Annotated in this window: 17 protein-coding genes; 13 read left to right on the top strand and 4 right to left on the bottom strand. The window is 73.3% G+C overall.

Annotated features, from left to right (window positions below; genetic code table 11):
* The first annotated feature begins 91 nt into the window (after positions 1 to 91).
* From coaBC to K7C20_RS06125, 3 genes are all read left to right on the top strand, one after another.
* Entirely contained in the window at positions 92 to 1,327 is a 1,236-nt protein-coding gene (gene coaBC, locus K7C20_RS06135) for a bifunctional phosphopantothenoylcysteine decarboxylase/phosphopantothenate--cysteine ligase CoaBC (protein WP_030076466.1), read from the top strand.
* A gap of 253 nt (positions 1,328 to 1,580) precedes the next feature.
* Positions 1,581 to 2,789, top strand: a complete 1,209-nt coding sequence (gene metK / locus K7C20_RS06130) for a methionine adenosyltransferase (RefSeq protein WP_030076468.1) — start codon at positions 1,581 to 1,583, stop codon at positions 2,787 to 2,789.
* Between the two features lie 116 nt (positions 2,790 to 2,905).
* A complete protein-coding gene (locus tag K7C20_RS06125) occupies positions 2,906 to 5,044 on the top strand; it encodes a primosomal protein N' (protein ID WP_053208430.1) in 2,139 nt (712 codons plus the stop codon).
* 389 nt (positions 5,045 to 5,433) lie between these two features.
* Here K7C20_RS06125 and K7C20_RS06120 read toward each other — a convergent pair whose 3' ends face one another.
* Positions 5,434 to 5,991 (bottom strand): hypothetical protein, encoded by a 558-nt coding sequence (locus K7C20_RS06120; protein WP_053208429.1) that lies wholly within the window; start codon positions 5,989 to 5,991, stop codon positions 5,434 to 5,436.
* Positions 5,992 to 6,240: 249 nt separating this feature from the next.
* On the opposite strand from K7C20_RS06120, the gene fmt reads away from it, so the two are divergent.
* From fmt to K7C20_RS06075, 9 genes are all read left to right on the top strand, one after another.
* A complete protein-coding gene (gene fmt / locus K7C20_RS06115) occupies positions 6,241 to 7,179 on the top strand; it encodes a methionyl-tRNA formyltransferase (protein ID WP_053208428.1) in 939 nt (312 codons plus the stop codon).
* Positions 7,180 to 7,336: 157 nt separating this feature from the next.
* Complete coding sequence (locus tag K7C20_RS06110; protein ID WP_030076476.1) at positions 7,337 to 8,770, top strand: RsmB/NOP family class I SAM-dependent RNA methyltransferase; 1,434 nt, start codon at positions 7,337 to 7,339, stop codon at positions 8,768 to 8,770.
* A 168-nt stretch (positions 8,771 to 8,938) separates the two neighbouring features.
* Positions 8,939 to 9,622, top strand: a complete 684-nt coding sequence (gene rpe, locus K7C20_RS06105) for a ribulose-phosphate 3-epimerase (protein WP_030076478.1) — start codon at positions 8,939 to 8,941, stop codon at positions 9,620 to 9,622.
* 222 nt (positions 9,623 to 9,844) lie between these two features.
* Positions 9,845 to 10,861: a sugar-binding transcriptional regulator gene (locus K7C20_RS06100; protein WP_030076480.1), complete on the top strand. Its 1,017-nt coding sequence runs from the start codon at positions 9,845 to 9,847 to the stop codon at positions 10,859 to 10,861.
* A gap of 120 nt (positions 10,862 to 10,981) precedes the next feature.
* Positions 10,982 to 11,449, top strand: coding sequence for a guanyl-specific ribonuclease (locus K7C20_RS06095; RefSeq protein ID WP_053208427.1), 468 nt, complete (start codon positions 10,982 to 10,984; stop codon positions 11,447 to 11,449).
* Positions 11,446 to 11,889, top strand: a complete 444-nt coding sequence (locus K7C20_RS06090; protein ID WP_053208426.1) for a barstar family protein — start codon at positions 11,446 to 11,448, stop codon at positions 11,887 to 11,889. The genes K7C20_RS06095 and K7C20_RS06090 overlap by 4 nt, the downstream gene beginning before the upstream one ends.
* Positions 11,890 to 12,066: 177 nt before the next feature.
* Positions 12,067 to 13,530: a GuaB1 family IMP dehydrogenase-related protein gene (locus K7C20_RS06085; protein WP_030076488.1), complete on the top strand. Its 1,464-nt coding sequence runs from the start codon at positions 12,067 to 12,069 to the stop codon at positions 13,528 to 13,530.
* Positions 13,531 to 13,911: 381 nt separating this feature from the next.
* Positions 13,912 to 15,375: an amino acid permease gene (locus K7C20_RS06080; protein ID WP_030076490.1), complete on the top strand. Its 1,464-nt coding sequence runs from the start codon at positions 13,912 to 13,914 to the stop codon at positions 15,373 to 15,375.
* 10 nt (positions 15,376 to 15,385) lie between these two features.
* A complete protein-coding gene (locus K7C20_RS06075) occupies positions 15,386 to 15,841 on the top strand; it encodes an Lrp/AsnC family transcriptional regulator (RefSeq protein ID WP_030076492.1) in 456 nt (151 codons plus the stop codon).
* A gap of 126 nt (positions 15,842 to 15,967) precedes the next feature.
* Here the strand turns inward: K7C20_RS06075 and K7C20_RS06070 are convergent, their stop codons facing one another.
* Both K7C20_RS06070 and K7C20_RS06065 read right to left on the bottom strand, forming a co-directional pair.
* Complete coding sequence (locus tag K7C20_RS06070) at positions 15,968 to 16,441, bottom strand: nuclear transport factor 2 family protein (RefSeq protein WP_030076494.1); 474 nt, start codon at positions 16,439 to 16,441, stop codon at positions 15,968 to 15,970.
* Positions 16,442 to 16,470: 29 nt separating this feature from the next.
* Entirely contained in the window at positions 16,471 to 17,925 is a 1,455-nt protein-coding gene (locus tag K7C20_RS06065; RefSeq protein WP_053208425.1) for an MFS transporter, read from the bottom strand.
* Positions 17,926 to 17,979: 54 nt separating this feature from the next.
* On the opposite strand from K7C20_RS06065, the gene K7C20_RS06060 reads away from it, so the two are divergent.
* A complete protein-coding gene (locus tag K7C20_RS06060) occupies positions 17,980 to 18,915 on the top strand; it encodes a LysR family transcriptional regulator (protein WP_048828788.1) in 936 nt (311 codons plus the stop codon).
* A gap of 264 nt (positions 18,916 to 19,179) precedes the next feature.
* Here K7C20_RS06060 and K7C20_RS06055 read toward each other — a convergent pair whose 3' ends face one another.
* Positions 19,180 to 19,713: a MarR family winged helix-turn-helix transcriptional regulator gene (locus tag K7C20_RS06055; protein ID WP_078952802.1), complete on the bottom strand. Its 534-nt coding sequence runs from the start codon at positions 19,711 to 19,713 to the stop codon at positions 19,180 to 19,182.
* Positions 19,714 to 20,232: the final 519 nt, after the last annotated feature.

The following is a 20,232-nucleotide window of genomic DNA, read 5'->3' as shown; positions in this document are numbered from 1 at the left end:
GAATTCACCAAGGGCCCGGCGGCGCGACCGCCGGGCCCTTGGTGTGTCATAGGGGCATACGGACGGACCTAGGCCGGGGAGCGGCGAAGCGATGGACAAGCGTGAGCGGGAGCGGCCCGGGGTCGTCCTGGGGGTCAGCGGCGGGATCGCCGCGTACAAGGCGTGTGAGCTGCTGCGGCGGCTGACCGAGTCCGGGCACGACGTACGGGTCGTGCCGACCGCCTCGGCGCTCCACTTCGTCGGCGAGGCCACCTGGTCGGCGCTGTCCGGCAACCCGGCCACCACCGAGGTCTGGGAGTCCGTCCACGAGGTCCCGCACGTCCGTATCGGCCAGGCCGCCGATCTCGTCGTGGTCGCCCCCGCCACCGCCGACCTGCTCGCCAAGGCCGCCCACGGTCTCGCCGACGACCTGCTGACCAACACCCTGCTCACCGCGCGCTGCCCGGTGGTCTTCGCCCCGGCGATGCACACCGAGATGTGGGAGAACCCCGCCACCCAGGAGAACGTCGCCACGCTGCGCCGCCGTGGAGCGCTCGTCATCGACCCGGCCGTCGGCCGGCTGACCGGCGTCGACACCGGCAAGGGCCGCTTCCCCGACCCGGCCGCGATCTTCGAATTCTGCCGCCGGGTGCTGGCCCGCGGCCCACGGGCGGCGGAGCAGGACCTGGCCGGCCGCCATGTCGTGGTCAGCGCGGGCGGCACCCGCGAGCCGCTGGACCCCGTCCGCTACCTGGGCAACCGCTCCTCCGGCAAGCAGGGCTATGCGCTCGCCGGCACGGCGGCGGCCCGCGGAGCCCGGGTCACCCTCGTCGCAGGCAACACCGAACTGCCGGATCCGGCCGGTGTGGACGTGATCCACATCGGCACGGCCCGTCAGCTCCACGAGGCCGTGCTGAAGGCCGCCGCGGACGCCGATGCCGTGGTCATGGCCGCCGCCGTCGCCGATTTCCGGCCCGCCGTCTACACCACCGGCAAGATCAAGAAGGTTGACGGCCAGGAGCCGGAACCGGTCACTCTGGTGCGAAATCCGGACATCCTCGCCGAGCTCTCCGCCGAGCGGGCCCGCCCCGGCCGGCTCGTGGTCGGCTTCGCCGCGGAGACCGACGACGTACTCGCCAACGGCCGCGCCAAGCTCGCCCGTAAGGGCTGTGACCTGCTGGTCGTCAATGAGGTCGGGGAGACCAAGGCGTTCGGCTCGGACGGGAACGAAGCGGTGATCCTCGCGGCCGACGGAACCGAGACGCCGGTCCCGTACGGCCCCAAGGAAGCCCTGGCCGACACGGTCTGGGACCTGGTCGCCCCGCGCCTGGCCGAGACCCGCCCCTGACGTGCCCGTACAGGCCGCGGAATCACTCCACCGGCCCCCTAAAATCCGGCATGTCCCCTTGACCAGGCCCATGCTCAACGTGATCGTCCTACCGTGGGCCGCGGTGTCCCAGGTCACAGGGGGTCCATAAATCGAGACCGCGTGCCCGAACACCGCACACGACCGATAAACTGGCGAGTGGATCGGGCCGAGCGCAGCTCTCGGCCCTTCCGCCAATGATCAGCCAGCAGCCGCTGCAACCCCAGGGAGCGATGTGTCCCGCCGCCTGTTCACCTCGGAGTCCGTCACCGAGGGCCACCCTGACAAGATCGCTGACCAGATCAGCGACACCATCCTCGACGCGCTCCTCAAGGAAGACCCGACGTCCCGGGTCGCCGTGGAGACGTTGATCACCACCGGCCTGGTGCATGTGGCCGGCGAGGTGACGACGAAGGCGTACGCCGACATCCCCAACCTCGTCCGCAACAAGATCCTGGACATCGGCTACGACTCGTCCAAGAAGGGCTTCGACGGCGCTTCCTGCGGCGTTTCGGTGTCCATCGGCGCGCAGTCCCCGGACATCGCCCAGGGTGTCGACACCGCGTACGAGAACCGCGTCGAGGGCGATGACGACGAGCTGGACAGGCAGGGCGCCGGCGACCAGGGCCTGATGTTCGGTTACGCCTGCGACGAGACCCCGGAGCTGATGCCGCTCCCGATCAACCTCGCGCACCGGCTCTCCCGCCGTCTCTCCGAGGTCCGCAAGAACGGCACCATTCCTTACCTCCGTCCCGACGGCAAGACCCAGGTCACCATCGAGTACGACGGCCACAAGGCCGTCCGCCTCGACACCGTCGTGGTCTCCTCGCAGCACGCCAGCGACATCGACCTCGACTCGCTCCTGGCACCCGACATCCGCGAGTTCGTCGTCGAGCACGTCCTCAACCAGCTCGTTGAGGACGGCATCAAGCTGGACACCGACGGCTACCGCCTGCTGGTCAACCCGACCGGCCGCTTCGAGATCGGCGGCCCGATGGGTGACGCCGGCCTCACCGGCCGCAAGATCATCATCGACACCTACGGCGGCATGGCCCGCCACGGTGGCGGCGCCTTCTCCGGCAAGGACCCGTCCAAGGTCGACCGTTCGGCCGCCTACGCGATGCGCTGGGTCGCCAAGAACGTCGTCGCCGCCGGCCTCGCGGCCCGCTGCGAGGTCCAGGTCGCGTACGCGATCGGCAAGGCCGAGCCGGTCGGTCTCTTCGTCGAGACCTTCGGCACGGCCACCGTCGACACGGACAAGATCGAACAGGCCATCGCCGAGGTCTTCGACCTCCGCCCGGCCGCGATCATCCGCGACCTCAACCTGCTCCGCCCCATCTACGCGGAGACCGCCGCCTACGGCCACTTCGGCCGTGAGCTGGAGGACTTCACCTGGGAGCGCACGGACCGGGTGGAGGCGCTGAAGAAGGCTGCGGGGCTGTAAGTCCCCCTGCACGCCACTCGCTGTGAGCACGGCCCCGGACCGCTTGACGGTCCGGGGCCGTCGGCTGTCCACAGGGCACCGCACGCTGTCAGTGCCGTCTGCTAAGACTTGATGCTGTGAGCAGGGAGAACGGGCGACCGGAGGCGGGGGCGGCGGGTGCGGGCGAGCAGTTGGCCCTCATCCGGGAGGCCGTGCGGGAGACCAAGGCGGAGCGGGCGAAGCCGCGGACCTGGCGGGGGGCCGAGCTGGCTGCCGGGCTGCCGGTGGCGCGGGTGCTGGTCGACAAGGGGCTGGTGCACCTCGACCGGTATTTCGACTACGCGGTGCCCGCGGCGATGGATGCCGAGGCGCAGCCCGGGGTGCGGGTACGGGTGCGGTTCGGGGCGGGGGAGAAGGGCGGCCGCCGTGAGGGCGGCAAGCTGGTCAGCGGGTACATCGTGGAGCGGGCCGCGGAGAGCGACTACCGGGGGGTGCTCGCTCCCCTTGCGCAGGTGCTGTCGTCCGAGCGGGTGCTGACGCCCGAGCTGCTGGGGCTGTGCCGGGCGGTGGCGGACCGCTATGCCGGGACGCTCGCCGATGTGGTGCAGCTGGCGGTGCCGCCGCGGCGGGCCCGAGCGGAGGCCAAGCCGTCGCCTGCGCCACTGCCGCCCAACGCGCCGCCGGAGCCCGGTAGTTGGGAGCGGTACGGGGCCGGCCCCGGGTTCCTGGCGGCGCTGACGCGGGGGGATGCGCCGCGGGCGGTGTGGACGGCGCTGCCCGGGGCGACCTGGCCCGAGGAGCTGGCGCGGGCGGCGGCCGCGGCGCTGGCGGGTGGGCGTGGTGCGCTGGTGGTGGTGCCGGACGGGCGCGCCGCGGCGCGGGTGGACGCGGCGCTCGGCGAGCTGATCGGGGAAGGCCGGCATGTGCTGCTGACCGCCGATGCCGGGCCCGAGGAGCGCTATCGCCGCTGGCTGGCGGTCAGCCGTGGTGCGGTGCGCGCCGTGGTCGGGACCCGGGCGGCGATGTTCGCGCCGGTCACCGACCTGGGTCTGGTCGCCCTGTGGGACGACGGGGACGCCAGCCACAGTGATCCGCATGCCCCTCAGCCCCATGCCCGCGAGGTCCTCATCCAGCGGTCGGTCAATGAGCGCGCCGGGTTTCTGCTGGGCGGGCTGAGCTGCACGGTCGAGGCGGCCCAGCTGGTCGAGACGGGCTGGGCGCGCCCGCTGGCCGCCGACCGCGAGCAGGTGCGGGCCGCGGCGCCCCTGGTGCGTACGGTCAGCGACGGTGACGAGGCGCGGGACGCCGCCGCGCGCGCCGCCCGGCTGCCGTCGATGGCCTGGCAGGTGGTGCGCGAGGGCCTCAAGCACGGACCGGTGCTCGTCCAGGTTCCGCGCCGCGGATATGCGCCCCGGCTGGCCTGCGAACGGTGCCGTACCCCCGCGCGCTGCCGGGCCTGCGCGGGTCCGCTGGAGTCACAGGAGGCGGGGGAGCTGGCCTGCGCCTGGTGCGGCCGTCCGGACCCGGACTGGCACTGCGCCGAGTGCGGCGGCGCGCGGCTGCGGGCCCAGATCGTGGGGGCGCGGCGGACGGCGGAGGAGTTGGGCCGGGTGTTCCCTTCGGTCCCGGTGCGCACCTCGGGGCGTGATCATGTGCTGATCACGGTTCCGGGTGCCCCCGCGCTCGTGGTGAGCACCCCGGGCGCCGAGCCGGTGGCCGAGGACGGCGGATATGCGGCGGCGCTGCTGCTGGACGGCTGGGCGCTGCTGGGACGGCCGGATCTGCGGGCGGGGGAGGAGGCGCTGCGCCGCTGGCTGGGCGCCGCCGCGCTGGTCCGGGGCCAGGCGGAGGGCGGCACCGTCGCGGTGATCGCGGAACCGACGCTGCGGCCGGTGCAGGCGCTGGTGCGCTGGGATCCGGTCGGCCATGCGGTCCGCGAGCTGGCCGAGCGGGCCGAGCTGGGTTTCCCTCCGGTGTCCCGGATGGCCTCCGTGGCCGGCCGCGCCGAGGACGTCGTCGAGCTGCTGCGAGACGCCGAACTCCCCGCGGAAGCCGAGGTGTTGGGGCCCGTACCGCTGCCGGTGCCGGACCCCGGGCGGCCGCGCCGGCCGGGTGACCCTCCGCCCGGCGAGCAGTGGGAGCGCGCACTGGTACGCGTCCGTCCCGGCCAGGGGGCCGCCCTCGCCGCGGCGCTCAAGGCCGCCCGCGCGGCCCGGCTGGTCAAGCGGGAGGGGGAGGCTGTACGGGTGCGGATCGATCCGCCCGACCTGGGGTGAGGGCCGATGAGCGGATGGCGGGAGTTGGACGGAGTGGCGGGCGGAGCCGCGGAGTCGGCGGGGTGTCGTCCCCGGCGGGGCGTCGTCCGTCCCGGGGGAGTCCGCCGCACCGCGGCGAGAGAGGTGCGGACGCTCCGGCCGTGACACTGTCGCCGGGAGCCGGGAGCCGGGAGCCGGGAGCCGGGAGCCGGGAGCCGGGAGCCGGGAGCCGGGAGCCGGGAGCCGCGAGTCAGGATGCGCAGAGACGAGACGGAGCGCCCGGGTGATGACGCGGCGTCATGTCGCCCGTCAGCCTCCGGACATGGCGCCGCCCCGGGACCGATGTCAGTGGGTGGTCCCAGGGCGTTGGCGAGCGAAGGGGGAGCGGAGGGCGCTCGGTGCCGGGGGGTTCAGCCGTTGCGGGGGCCGGGGAAGGAGCCCGGGCGGGCCGGCTCGTCGCGGGAGACCGCGGAGGGTTGGGCGGGCATGGAGCGGGCGGCCGGAACGGACGCGGAACCGGGCAGGCCCGCGGCCATGGTCACTGCGCGGGTCGCGGCGGCGGCATCGGACGAACGCACCGTCGGCTCACCGCCGTTGTTCTCCGCGGTGGGCTGGGCGGCGGCTCTGCGGGCACCGTAACGGCGGTGCACCGCCTGTTTGGTGACGCCGAGCGCCGAGCCCACCGCGTCCCAGGAGAATCCCAGCGAACGGTCGAAATCGACCGCGGCCGTGACGAGCGTTTCGACGCTGTCCCGTAGCTCCTGGGCGAGGCGCACCGTCGGGGCGGGGGCGCGTCCGTAGACGACGAAGCCCGCGGAGGGCCCCGTGCGCCGCGGCCGGTAGACGTTGCCGAGCTGCGCGGTCAGCGTGCGCAGGGCGTCCACCTGCCGGCGCACCCGCTCGATGTCCCGCACCAGGAGATGCAGGCTGGCGCGCGCCTGGGCGTCGTGGGTTGCGTGGTCGGCCATGAGCAAGCCTCTCGAACCGGCGTGGAAAGGAAGGGTGAAAGCGAGCGGGCCGCCAAAGCGGCCCGGTCCGGGTCAATGCTGTTTGACCAACGCGACAGCAGCGGCTCTGGTCACGGTATGGGGGCGCACGAGCTTCCGTACGAGGCGCGGGAAATCTTGTACGCCCCCTGGATCCACCACCTATGGCCTGGGACGGGACCCATAGACTGGTGTGTCGTTCCGCTGCGTGTGAGAGGTAGTTCGCCACCCATGAGGCTTGTCTTCGCCGGCACCCCCGAGGTTGCCGTACCCGCCCTCGATGCCCTGATCGCCTCGGACCGGCACGAGGTCGTGGCCGTCGTCACCCGGCCCGACGCGCCCGCCGGACGCGGCCGGAGGCTGGTCGCCAGTCCGGTGGCGGAGCGCGCGGAGGAGGCGGGCATCGAGGTGCTCAAGCCCGTCAAGCCGCGCGACGAGGACTTTCTGGCCCGGCTGCGGGAGATCGCGCCGGACTGCTGCCCGGTGGTCGCCTATGGTGCGCTGCTGCCGAAGTCCGCGCTCGACATTCCCGCCAAGGGGTGGGTCAATCTGCACTTCTCGCTGCTGCCCGCATGGCGGGGCGCGGCGCCCGTGCAGCATGCGGTGCTGGCGGGGGACGAGGTGACCGGTGCCTCGACGTTCCAGATCGAGACCGGACTGGACTCCGGCCCGGTCTTCGGGGTGCTGACCGAGGAGGTCCGGCCGACGGACACCAGCGGCGATCTGCTCACCCGGCTGGCGTTCGCCGGTTCCGGGCTGCTCGTGGCGACGATGGACGGCATCGAGGACGGCACGCTGGAGGCGGTGCCGCAGCCGGCCGAGGGCGTCACGCTCGCGCCGAAGATCGAGGTCGAGGACGCGAAGGTGGACTGGACGGCGCCCGCGCTGCGGGTCGACCGGGTGATCCGCGGTTGTGCGCCCGCGCCCGGGGCCTGGACGGTGTTCCGCGGTGAGCGCCTCAAGCTGATGTCGGCCGCCTCCGCCGCGGGCCACACCGAGCCGGCCCTGGCGCCCGGCGAACTCGCCGTCACGAAGAAGGCGGTGTACGTCGGCACCGGCAGTCATCCTGTCGAACTCGTCTGGGTCCAGCCGCAGGGCAAGAAGCCCATGAAGGCGGCGGACTGGGCGCGCGGGGTGCGTATCGAGGGCGGGGAGCGGCTGGGGGGCTGAGCCCCGGCCGCCGGAACCCGCCCCGGAGCCGCCCCTGACCGGGGCCTGTTGCCTCCGGGCGGCGGCCCGGTCCGCCGTCCGGCCTCCGGCGCGCTCCGCCCGCGCGCCCGCGTAGGCTGGGACGGACCCCTCATCTCGTACCCGGAGCACCTTTTCTGTGAGTCAGCAGCCGCGTCGCCGCCCCAGCAAGCCCTATCGCCGCCCGCAGAAGGACCCGGTCAGGATCCTCGCGTTCGAGGCGTTGCGGGCCGTCGACGAGCGGGACGCGTATGCGAATCTCGTGCTGCCGCCGTTGCTGCGCAAGGCGCGTGAGGGCGGCGACTTCGACGCCCGGGACGCGGCGCTGGCGACGGAGTTGGTCTACGGGTCGCTGCGGCGGCAGGGGACGTATGACGCGATCATCGCGCAGTGCGTGGACCGCCCGCTGCGGGAGGTGGACCCGCCGGTCCTGGATGTGCTGACCCTCGGCGCGCACCAGTTGCTCGGCACCAGGATTCCGACCCATGCCGCGGTGAGTGCCAGCGTCGAGCTGGCGCGGGTGGTGCTGGGCGACGGGCGGGCGAAGTTCGTCAACGCGGTGCTGCGCAAGATCGCGGCCCATGACCTGGACGGCTGGCTGGAGCGGGTCGCCCCGGAGTACGACGAGGACCCCGAGGACCACCTCGGCATCGTGCATGCGCACCCCCGCTGGATCGTCTCGGCGCTGTGGGACGCGCTCGGCGGAGGGCGGGCCGGCATCGAGGACCTGCTGGAGGCGGACAACGAGCGTCCCGAGGTGACGTTGGTGGCCCGGCCCGGCCGGTCCACCGCCGAGGAGCTGCTGGCGGTGGTGGGCGAGGACAGTGCGCTCCCCGGGCGCTGGTCCCCGTATGCGGTGCGGCTCGCGGAAGGCGGCGAGCCGGGCGCCCTGGACCCGGTCCGCGAGGGGCGCGCCGGGGTGCAGGACGAGGGCAGCCAGCTCGTCGCCCTCGCGCTGGCGAACGCGCCCGTCGAGGGCCCCGACCGCGCCTGGCTCGACGGCTGCGCGGGCCCCGGCGGCAAGGCGGCGCTGCTGGCGGCGCTCGCGGCGCAGCGTGGTGCCGCCCTGCTGGCGTCGGAGAAGCAGCCGCACCGCGCACGTCTGGTGGCACGGGCGCTGGAGGGCAACCCCGGCCCGTACGCGGTCATCGCCGCCGACGGCACCCGCCCCGCCTGGCAGCCCGGCGCCTTCGACCGGGTCCTGGTGGACGTGCCGTGCACCGGCTTGGGCGCGCTGCGCCGGCGGCCGGAGGCGCGCTGGCGGCGTCGTCCCGAGGACCTGGACGGCTTCGCCCCGCTCCAGCGCGAGCTGCTGCGGCAGGCACTCGCGGCGGTGCGGGTCGGCGGTGTCGTCGGCTACGCGACCTGCTCGCCGCATCCGGCCGAGACCCGGGCCGTGGTGGACGACGTCCTCAAGGGGCGGGGCGGCGAGCCGGTGCAGGTGGAGTGGATCGACGCCCGGCCCCTGATGCCCGGCGTACCGGCCCTGGGCGACGGCCCGGACGTCCAGCTGTGGCCGCATCTGCACGGCACGGACGCGATGTACCTGGCGCTGCTGCGACGGACGGGCTGAGCGCGGCGGGCCGCGGCTGCCGGCAGCGTCACGCGACCGGTTGACGGGCTCCGTCGCCGGCCGCGGTAGCGCGCCGCCGGATCCGGCCTGAGCTCCCTCCGGCGTCCGTCCCGGCCCCCCTTCCGTCCCGCCTGCGTCCGTCCCCGGCCCGCACGCCATACTGGGGGCATGGCCTTGATCAACCCCAGCATCCTGTCCGCAGACTTCGCCCGCCTCGCCGAGGAGGCGCGGGCCGTCGAGGGCGCCGACTGGCTGCATGTCGACGTCATGGACAACCACTTCGTCCCGAATCTCACCCTGGGTGTGCCGGTGGTCGAGTCGCTGAGCAAGGCGACGGACACCCCCCTCGATCTGCATCTGATGATCGAGGACCCGGACCGCTGGGCGCCGCAGTACATCGAGGCCGGGGCCGGGTCCGTGACCTTCCATGTGGAGGCGGCGGCCGCGCCGGTGCGGCTGGCGCGGGAGATCCGGGCCAAGGGCGCACGGGCGTCGATGGCGCTGAAGCCGGCCACACCGATCGAGCCGTACGAGGATCTGCTCCCCGAGCTCGACATGCTGCTGATCATGACCGTGGAGCCCGGCTTCGGCGGTCAGGCGTTCCTGGACATCATGCTTCCGAAGATCCGCCGCACCCGTGAGCTGATCTCCCGGCACGGTCTGGAGCTGGCGCTCCAGGTGGACGGCGGGGTCTCGGCGGAGACCATCGAGCGGTGCGCGGAGGCGGGCGCCGACGTGTTCGTGGCGGGCTCCGCGGTGTATGGCGCGGACGACCCGGCGAAGGCGGTCCGGGACCTGCGCGAGAAGGCCGAGACGGCGACCGCGGCAGCGGGCTGGGGCTGCGCGCACTGACGGCGGCCGGCGGGGGCGGGCGGGCGGTCCGTCTGATTCACGCCACGGGAAGCCGTCCGTGGCGGGGGCGTGCCGCCCGTTGTACGTGGCGCAACCCAGCGTTCACGAGGTCGGGGCGGTCGTGGTCCCCGTTGCCGCCGGGTTTCTGAAAGGATGAGCAAAGACTCGATCAGATGCGCAAAAGGGGAGAATTTCGTGGTAGCCAGCCGCCCACAGTCCGGAATGGGCCCTGCCGAGCTGGTGCAGGCCGCGGCCATGGCCCGCCGTTTCTATCTTGAGGGCAAGTCGAAGATCCAGATCGCGGAGGAGTTCGGCGTCAGCCGGTTCAAGGTCGCGCGGGTGCTGGAGACCGCCCTGGAGCGTGATCTCGTACGGATCGAGATCCGGGTGCCCTCCGAGCTGGACGCCGAGCGCTCCGACGCCCTGCGGGCCCGCTACGGCCTGCGGCACGCGGTGGTCGTCGAGTCCCCCGCGGACACTCCCCCCGCCTTCGGCGGCCAGACCCCGCCCGATGACGCCGCCGACCCCGAGAACCTCGGTGAGGTCGCGGCCGACCTCCTCGGCGAGCTGGTCACCGAGGGCGATGTGCTCGGCCTGGCCTGGGGCCGGTCGACCATTCACATGGCGGCCGCGCTGCACCACCTCCCGCCGTGCACCGTCGTGCAGTTGACCGGTGTCTACGACGCGGGCACCGCCGACCGCGGGTCGGTCGAGGCGGTGCGCCGCGCGGCCGATGTCGCCGGTGGCGAGGCGCATCCGATCTATGCGCCGATGCTGCTGCCCGACTCGGCGACCGCCGAGGCGCTGCGCCGCCAGACCGGTATCGCCCGCGCCTTCGACTACTTCGACAAGGTCACCGTCGCCTGTGTCTCCATCGGCTCCTGGGAGCCGGGTGTCTCCACCGTCTACGACATGCTCTCGGAGCAGGAGCGGGAGCACTACGCCTCGCTGGGTGCGGCCGCCGAGATGTCGGCGCACCTCTTCGACGCCGAGGGGCGGCGGATCGGCCGGGACCTCGGCGAGCGGTGCATCACCGTCGAGGCGGACCGGCTCCGCCGCATCCCGGAGGTCGTGGCCATCGCCGGCGGCCGGCGCAAGGCCGACGCGATCGGCGCGGTCCTGCGCTCCGGGCTGGTGACGAGCCTGGTCACGGACACCGCCGCCGCCGACCATCTGCTGCTGGAGACCGGCCCCGGGCCGCGCCCCGCACTGGACCGGGCGGACCCTGACGGGGCGTGACCTCCACCGCAGCGTGACCCGGTGCGCGCGGCAGCGGGCGCCGGCCCCGCCGCCCGCCCCGGGCGCCCCGGACGCCGCCATCGACGAGCAGCCTGCGCAGGCCTGTGACAGCATCGGCGCATGGTGATCCGCTCCGTCCCGCGCCGTGCCGCCGCTGCCCTCGGCGCGCTGCTCGCCGGGCTGCTCCTCGTGCTGGCCGGGTGTGCCACGGGCGGTGGAGACACGGGGAGTTCACCCGGGCCGGGGCGCTCCACCGCCACGGCCGTCGCCGAGGCACCGGACCCCACCCGCGTACCGGACTGGGCGCAGGGCATGCCGGTCGTCCCGGTCGGCGCGCTGCCCTCCCAGGCGCGGGACACCCTCCGGCTCATCAACGCCGGCGGGCCCTTCCCGTACGCGCAGGACGGGACCGTCTTCGGCAACCGCGAGCGGCTGCTGCCCCGTCAGCCGCGCGGCCACTACCACGAGTACACGGTCCGCACGCCGGGCTCTGCGGACCGCGGCGCCCGCCGGCTCGTCACCGGCCAGAGCCATGAGACCTACTACACCGACGACCACTACCGGACCTTCAAGGCGGTGCTCCGATGACGGGTTCTGTGCCCCGGCCGCTCGCGGCGGTGCTCGACGGCAGTACGCCCCCGGGAGTGCTGCCGTGGCCCGCGGAGCGCTCGGTGGCGGAGGCGCTCGCCGCCGCGCGGGAGGCCGGCTGGACGGCCGCCTCACTGGACCTGGAGGGGGTCGTGGACAAGGCCGCCTTCATGGAGGGCTGCGCCGGCGCGCTGCGGCTGCCGGACTGGTTCGGCCGCAACTGGGACGCGCTCGCCGACTGCCTCACCGATCTGTCCTGGTGCCCCGCCGACCGCGGCCGGCTGCTCGTCCTGACGGGCTGGCAGGGCTACGCGGCCGCGGCGCCGGACGAGTGGAGCGTCGTCGAGGGCATCCTGGCCGATGCGGTGGGTTACTGGCGCGACACGGACACCGGCCTGGCCGTGATCATGGCCAGGGGGCGGGACCGGCAGGGCGTGTAGCGACGCCGTACCGGGCCTGACCGGCGGCGATGCCAGACGGTCCGCCGTCCGCGCCGAGCACCCCGGCCTGACGTGGCCACCTCAGCCGCCGCAGTGCCGTTTGGCGGATCGCACACACAGCCGGGGCATGGCTCGGATTATCACATGACCCCTGGTCAGGGCCCGTATCCTGGCCATATGCGATTCCTGAATCCGAAGAACGGCGCGCTCGAAGAGAGTTCTTCGGTGCCCTACGACCTGACCTACGACGACGTGTTCATGGTGCCCGGCCGCTCCGCCGTGGGCTCCCGCCAGGGAGTGGACCTCTCCTCGCACGACGGGACCGGTACCACCATCCCGCTCGTGGTCGCCAACATGACGGCGATCGCCGGCCGCCGGATGGCCGAGACCGTTGCCCGCCGTGGTGGCCTGGTCGTCATTCCGCAGGACATTCCGCTCGACGTCGTCACCGAGGTCGTGACCTGGGTCAAGCGCCGCCATCTGGTTCTGGACACACCGATCGTGCTGTCCCCGGTCGCGACCGTGGCCGACGCCCTGTCGCTGCTGCCCAAGCGGGCGCACGGCGCGGGCATCGTCGTCGAGGGCGGCCGCCCGGTCGGCGTCGTCACCGAGCACGACCTGGCCGGTGTGGACCGCTTCACGCAGGTGGCCGAGGTCATGTCCAGGGACCTGCTCGTCCTGGACGCGGACATCGATCCGCGGGAGGCCTTCAACCGCCTCGACGCCGCCAACCGCAAGCTCGCGCCCGCGGTCGACGCGGACGGCATGCTGGTCGGCATCCTCACCCGCAAGGGAGCGCTCCGCGCCACCCTGTACACCCCCGCCACGGACGCCGACGGCAAGCTGCGGATCGCGGCCGCCGTCGGCATCAACGGCGATGTGGCCGGCCGGGCCAAGGCGCTGCTGGAAGCCGGCGTGGACACCCTCGTGGTGGACACCGCGCACGGCCACCAGGAGTCGATGATCACCGCGGTCAGGGCCGTCCGCGGGCTGGACCCGCAGGTGCCGATCGTGGCGGGCAACATCGTCTCCGCCGAGGGCGTCCGCGATCTGATCGAGGCCGGCGCGGACATCATCAAGGTCGGCGTGGGACCGGGCGCGATGTGCACCACCCGGATGATGACCGGCGTCGGCCGGCCGCAGTTCTCCGCGGTCCTGGAGTGCGCCGCCGAGGCGAGGAAGTCCGGCAAGCACGTCTGGGCCGACGGTGGCATCCGGCACCCCCGCGATGTCGCCATGGCGCTGGCCGCGGGTGCGTCCAACGTCATGATCGGCTCCTGGTTCGCCGGCACCCTCGAATCGCCCGGCGACCTCCAGCACACCGCCGACGGCCGGCCGTACAAGGAGAGCTTCGGCATGGCCTCCGCGCGTGCGGTGCGCAACCGTACGAGCGACGAGTCGGCCTACGACCGCGCCCGCAAGGGCCTCTTCGAGGAGGGCATCTCCACCTCGCGGATGTTCATCGACCAGGTGCGCCCCGGTGTCGAGGACCTGATCGACTCGGTCATCGCGGGTGTCCGCAGCTCCTGCACCTACGCGGGCGCCGCCTCCCTGGCGGAGTTCGCCGAGAAGGCCGTGGTCGGTGTGCAGAGCGCCGCCGGCTACGCCGAGGGCAAGCCGCTGCACGACAGCTGGAACTGACCCGCCACGGGGCCACGCGCGGGCCCCGGCACCGCCGCACACCGGCCCCGCACCGACTCGGTGCGGGGCCGGTCGCATATCCGGAACCCGGTCCCCCGGTCCGCCCCGCTCCGCCGGAACCCGTACGATCGGACCCCGGCGCGCAACGAACGGCCGCCCGCCGCACCGGTGCGCAACGATCCTTCGCTGTTGCGCAAGGAACCTGCATTACGGCAGGTCAGCGGCGGGCCGTAAGGTCAAGCGCTGTACGTGGAGTGACGGAGTCCGTCTGCTCGGCGGTCTCCTGCTGCGGCATGCTCCGGCATGCCCTTGTACCGACCGCTGCCGGTCGCCGTCATCCGTACCCGTCATCTGATCGGCAGCGATAAAGGAGCCACCCCAGTGTTGGAGCACGGCGCAGCCCCACCCGCAGGGCCCCCACCGCCCGCCCCCGGAGGCCTCGGCACCCGGCTGATGCGGCGCAAGCCCGTCGAGCGGCTGGTTGCGGAGGGCGGCAAGGGCGAGGGGGGATCGCTCCGCCGCACGATGGGCATGTGGCAGCTGACCATGATCAGCATCGGTGCCACGCTGGGCACCGGCATCTTCGTGGTCCTCGGCGAGGCCGTCCCGGACGCCGGGCCCGCGGTCATCATCTCCTTCGTCATCGCCGGTATCACCGCGCTGTTCTCCGCGCTGTCCTACGCGGAGCTGGCCGGCACCATCCCGGTCTCCGGATCGTCGTACTCCTACGCCTACGCCACCCTCGGTGAGCTGGTCGCCTGGGTCTGCGGCTGGTGCCTGATCCTGGAGTACGGCGTCTCGGTCGCGGCGGTCGCCGTGGGCTGGGGCCAGTACCTGAACGAACTGCTCGACGGCACGCTCGGGTTCACCATCCCGGACGCGCTGTCCCAGCCGCCCGGCGACGGCGGCATCTTCAACCTGCCGGCGCTGCTGGTCGTGCTGCTCGCGATGGTGTTCCTGCTGGGCGGGGCCAAGGAGAGCGCCCGGGCCAACACGATCATGGTCGTCGTCAAGATCGTCGCCCTGCTGCTGTTCTGCGGCGTCGCCGTGCAGGGCGTGAAGTCGGGCAACTACGCGAACTTCATGCCGATGGGCATGGCGGGTGTCAGCGCCGCCGGCGCCACCCTGTTCTTCTCGTACATCGGCTTCGACGCCGCCTCCACCGCGGGCGAGGAGGCCAAGAACCCGCAGCGCGACATGCCGCGAGCGATCATGCTCTCGCTGGTGATCGTCACCGCGCTGTACTGCCTGGTCGCGGCCATCGCCGTCGGCGCCATGCCCTGGCAGAAGTTCAAGGGCTCGGAGGCCGCGCTGGCCGGGATCATGAGGGACGTCACCGGCCAGAGCTTCTGGGCCGTGCTGCTCGCCTTCGGCGCGGTCATCGCCATCGCCAGCGTCGTGCTGACCGTGCTCTACGGCCAGACCCGCATCCTGTTCGCGATGTCCCGGGACGGGCTGGTGCCGAAGGTGTTCGCCAAGGTGCACCCCAAGAGCGGTGCGCCGCGTGCCAACACCGTGATCGTTTCGCTGTTCTGCGGGATCCTCGCCGCCGCGGTGCCGCTGGGCGAGCTGGCCGACGCCACCAGCATCGGCACGCTGTTCGCCTTCGCGCTGGTCAACATCGCGGTGATCGTGCTGCGCCGCACCCGGCCCGACATGCCGCGCAGCTTCCGCACCCCGCTCTCGCCGCTCTTCCCGGCGATCGGCTTCCTGCTGTGCCTCTACATGATGGGCAGCCTCGGCGCCGTGACCTGGGTGGTCTTCGGTGTCTGGATGGCCGTGGGCCTTGTGGTCTACTTCGGATACGGCTTGCGCCGCTCCCGATTGGCCACCGCAGAGAAGTGATCCACCCGCAGTGCGACTGAACGATCTCGACGAACGCATCGTCCACGCCCTCGCCGAGGACGCCCGCCGCAGCTATGCCGACATCGGCCAGGAGGTCGGGCTGTCCGCGCCGGCCGTCAAACGCCGGGTCGACCGGCTGCGGGCCGACGGCGCGATCACCGGATTCACGGTACGGGTCGATCCGGCCGCGCTCGGCTGGGAGACCGAGGGGTTCATCGAGATCTACTGCCGCCGCAACACCTCGCCCGAGGCGATCCACCGCGGCCTGTCGCGCTACCCGGAAGTGGCATCCGCCTCCACCGTCACCGGTGAGGCGGATGCCGTCGTCCAGGTCTTCGCCTCCGACATGCGGCACTTCGAGCGGGTGCTGGAGCGGATCGCGGGCGAGCCGTTCGTGGAGCGGACGAAGTCCGTCCTGGTGCTCTCGCCGCTGCTGCGGCGCTACAGCTCGGGGGCGCCGGGGTAGGGAGTCTCTCCTTGGGCCCGGCCCGGGGGGCCGGGGACGGGCGGGCCTGCCGCGCACCCGCCCCGTCCGCCCGGCTCGGTGGCATCCGGCATACGGCATGGGGACCCGCTGCCCCTCCGGGCCCTCTCAGGCGCCCGCCCCAAGGTCCGCCGGCACCCGCGGCGGAGTGCCCTGCGTCCAGGCGATACGCAGCGACGAGGCCGCGATCCGCCAGCCCTCCGGGGTCCTGACCAGCTCGCTGTCGGCATGACCTGCCGAGATGAAGACCCCCTCGGTCCCGTCGGCGAGGACATGGGTGCTCAGCTGGGTGCCGCGGGCGGTGGCCCGGTCGCCGTCGATCTCCAGGACGGCGTTGGTCCCCAGATGCACGGTGCGGTCGAACAGGGCCATCGCGGCGCCGACCCGTGCCAGCAGGGCGCTGCGGCCGTGGACGGTGCCGACGGGCAGCTCGGCGGTGACGTCCTCGGTGTGGAAGGCGCGGGCCCAGGCCTCGTCGAACCTCCCCTCGTCCAGGGAGCGGAGGTAGCGGTCCAGCAGATCGGTGATCTCCGCCCGGTCCGTCAGATACTGCAGTTGGCGTTGCATCGCTTCGGTGTCCATGGCGACGATGCTGCTACCTCAAGCGCGCTTCAGGTCAAGGCCGGATCCCGCTCGGCCCGCGAACCGGTGCGCAGACCGCGCACCACGAAGAGGCCCGCCACCAGCACCACGCCCGCCGCGATCCGGTAGCCCAGCGCCGTGGCATCCGTGAACGCGGCGGCCACCGCGGCCCCGTCTCCGGTACCCGAGGCGAAGCGCACGGACAGGACCGTGCCCACCACGGCGACGCCCAGCGCCGCGCCCAACTCCCGTGCCGCGCCCTGGAGTCCGGACCCCATCCCGGAGCGTCCGGCGGGTACGGACGCCACGACCGCATGCGAGAGCGTCGGCATCGCCAGCCCCGCACCGGCCGACATGACCAGGAGAAACACCAGGTAGCAGAGGTAGGGGGTGTGGGCGTCCGCGGTGGAGAGCAGCAGCAGACCGGCCGCGATCAGCGCCAGCCCCGCGCCGACCGTCCTGGCCTCGCCGGCCCGTTGCGCCCCGCGCATCCCGTACTTCGTCACCGCCAGCATCCCGAAGGCGAGCGGTACGAGCGCGCAGCCCGTCTGCAGCGGTGAGTATCCCTTCACGTACTGCAGGAACTGCGCATTGACGTAGAAGAGCGCGAACATCCCGAAGAACGTGACGGCGATGCCGATGCTGCCGGCCCGCAGCCGCCGCAGCCGGAACAGCCGGGGGTCCAGCACCGGGTGCGCGGCCCGCAGCCCGTGCCGTACGAACAGCGCGAACACCACCAGCGCCAGGGCGAAGGCGCCGGCCACCGGGACCGAGACCCAGCCCAGCCCCGGGCCTTCGATGATGCCGAAGAGCAGCGCCGCCGCCCCGAGGACCAGCAGCGCCGAGCCCGGCAGATCGAGCGTCGCGGTCTGCCGGGGAACCCGGGGCGCGGCCTTCGCGACCCAGACCAGCAGGGCCAGGGCGAGGGGCACATACGCCCAGAACAGCCCCTGCCAGGGCAGGTATTGGAGGATCAGCGCGCCGCCCGCGTTGCCCGCCATCCCGCCGAGGCCGACCGCCGTGCTCCAGGCGGCGACGGCCCCGGCCTTGCTGTCGGGCGGGGAGGCGTGCAGCAGGACGGACATGGTCGCCGGGACCAGGAGCGCGGCGCCCGCGCCCGAGAGCGCCCGGCCCGCCAGGAGCACCGGCAGAGTGGTCGCGGGGGCGCTGAGCAGCGCGCCCGCGGCGAACACGCCGAGCCCGGTGAGCAGGACGCCCTTGCGGCCCGCGCGGTCCCCGAGCGCACCGGCCGGGATCAGCAGCCCCGCGAAGACCAGCACATAGGTGTCGACGATCCACAGCAGCTGGGCGGGGGAGGGGTGCAGCCCGCTCGCGGCGATCTTGGGTATCGCGAGGTTCATCGCGGCCACCAGCGACTGCGCCACCAGCACGCAGGCGCACATCGCGGCCGTCACCGAGCGCCGCCGGGCGAGGGTGCCGACCGGCGGGGGAGGGGAGTGGGGAGGTGAAACGGTCGAGGTCATGGCAGGGAAGCTAGAGTCCAGGTGAGTTGACCTCAAATGCAAGGGGTGCACTTCATGGTTGCGCGAAACGCAAACATCGACCTCAATCTGCTGACGGCGCTGGATGCCCTGCTCGAAGAAGAGAGCGTGACCGCGGCCGCCGACCGGCTCGGCCTCTCCGGACCGGCCATGAGCCGGGCGCTCGGCCGTATCCGCCGCACCGTCGGCGACCCCGTCCTGGTGCGGGCCGGCCGTCATATGGTGCCCACCCCGCGCGCGTTGGAGATCAGGGCCGAGGTGCGCCGGCTGGTGGAGGCGGCCCATGGAGTGCTGGCCCCGTCCGAGCCGGCCGATCCGGCCGAACTGGCCCGGGTGTTCACCCTCTACGCCAATGACCTGTTCGTCACCGCCCTCGGCCCGCGGCTGGTCGCCCGCGTCGCCGAGGAGGCGCCGCGGGTCGTGCTGCGCTTCCTCGGGGAGAGCCATGTCGATGTGCCGTTGCTGCGGGACGGTGCGGCGGACCTGGAGCTGGGCGTCATCGACAGCCTCGAGCCGGAGATCCGCAGGGAGGAGCTTTTCGTCGACCGCAGCGTCGCGGTGGTGCGCGAGGGGCACCCGCTGACCACCGGGAAGCTCACCGCGCGCCGCTTCGCCGCCGCCCCGCACCTCAACTTCTCCCGCCGCGGCCGGCTGACCGGCCCGCTCGACGCGGCGCTCGCCGACCGCGGGCTGCGGCGCACGGTGATCGCCACCGTCCCGACCTTCGCCGCCTCGCTGATGATGATCCGGGACAGCGATGCGGTCGGCCTGGCCAACGCACGCGCCGCGGCCTCGACGGTCCGCGGCCTGGGGCTGCGCACCCTGCCGATCCCGCTCGAACTGCCCCCGATGACCATGGAGATGGCCTGGCACCCGCGCCAGGAGGCCGACGCGGGGCACCGCTGGCTGCGCGGGATGGTGCGGGAGACGGTGCGGGATGTCCTGCGGGAGCTGCCGCCCGACGAGGACTGAACGCGGTGGACGGGCCGGGCCGGTCGGCTCCCCTATCCGGTCGGTCCGTCCCGGGTGGGCCCGCTTCTCCGGTGAGTCCGTCCCGGGTGGGCCCGCTTCTCCGGTCGGTCCGTCCCGGGTGGGCCCGCTTCTCCGGTCGGTCCGTCCCGGGTGGGCCCGCTTCTCCGGTCGGTCCGTCCCGGGTGGGCCCGCTTCTCCGGTCGGTCCGTCCCGGGTGGCCCCCTTGCCCGGTCAGCCGGCCCCTGGGCGGGCCCGCCTGCCCGGTCATTCCGTCCCCGGAGCCCCGCTCGCCGCGCCGAAATCGTCCATGAAGCGGGTGAACAGCCGGGCGAACGCGGCACGGTCGTCGGCCGGCCAGTCCCGGGTCACCCGCGCCACCATGGCCCGCCGGAAGGTGTGCACGGCCTCCAGCAGCTCCCGTCCGTCCGGGGTGACGGCCAGCAGAGTGCGCCGTCCGTCCGTCTGGTCGGCCTCCCGGCGGAGATGACCGGCTTGCACGGCCGCCGCCACCAGCTTGCTCGCCCGCGGCTGGTCGACCCGGAGTGCATCCGCCACCTCGCGCACCCCGGCCGGTTCCCCGCGCTCCTCGGCGGCCTCGACGACATCCAGCACATCGAACGCGGCGCCCCCCGGCACCGGCGCCCCGGTCTGCCGCTCCGCCCGGCGTGCCGGCGTCCGGCGGGCGGCGCTGCGGCGCAGGGCCACCATGGCGCGCTCGATCGCCGCGACTTCGGCATCGAGCGCCGCGACCTCCCCATCCGTGTCGTCGGCCGGCCTGTCCCGCTCCGCGCCGTGCATCCGCACTCTCCTCGCGCTCGTCCCGCCGCCATAACCCGTTGCCCCCTCGCCCCGGGAGAAGCATACTCGGAAACAGGTACTTGTCATTATGCATGCATATCTGTTCCGAGAGGCGCCGACGAGGTCCTCCACGCGCCGGCCGACCGAGGCCGGATCACCGCCGACGGTGACACCCTCGCGCTCACCACGGCCGGCCGGCGGGCCCCCGCCGAGGCCGCCTCCCTGGTCGACGTCAGCCGCGCCCGTCTGCTGCGCGGGCTCACCGAGGACGACTGCCTCCGTACCGTTGCCGTCCTCGACTGGATGACGGCCCACATGGCGTCCGGGCGCTGAGGGGCGGCCCGGCGTGCACCGGAGGCGGGCCTGCGCCTGAGCCGGGCGTGCACCGAAGCGCACGCCTGTACCGGCCCCGGAACGTGCACCGGGAGCCCGGCGTGCACGGTCCCGGGGCAGCTCCGGCTGCGGGGCGCAACGAATCACCGCACAGTCCCTTGAACGCGCAATGAATCGTCCCTCGGC

It is taken from the genome of Streptomyces decoyicus (assembly GCF_019880305.1).
Classification (GTDB): Bacteria; Actinomycetota; Actinomycetes; order Streptomycetales; family Streptomycetaceae; genus Streptomyces; species Streptomyces decoyicus.
Note: the sequence above shows the minus strand (reverse complement) of the source record. Positions and strands in the feature narration are given on the sequence as shown.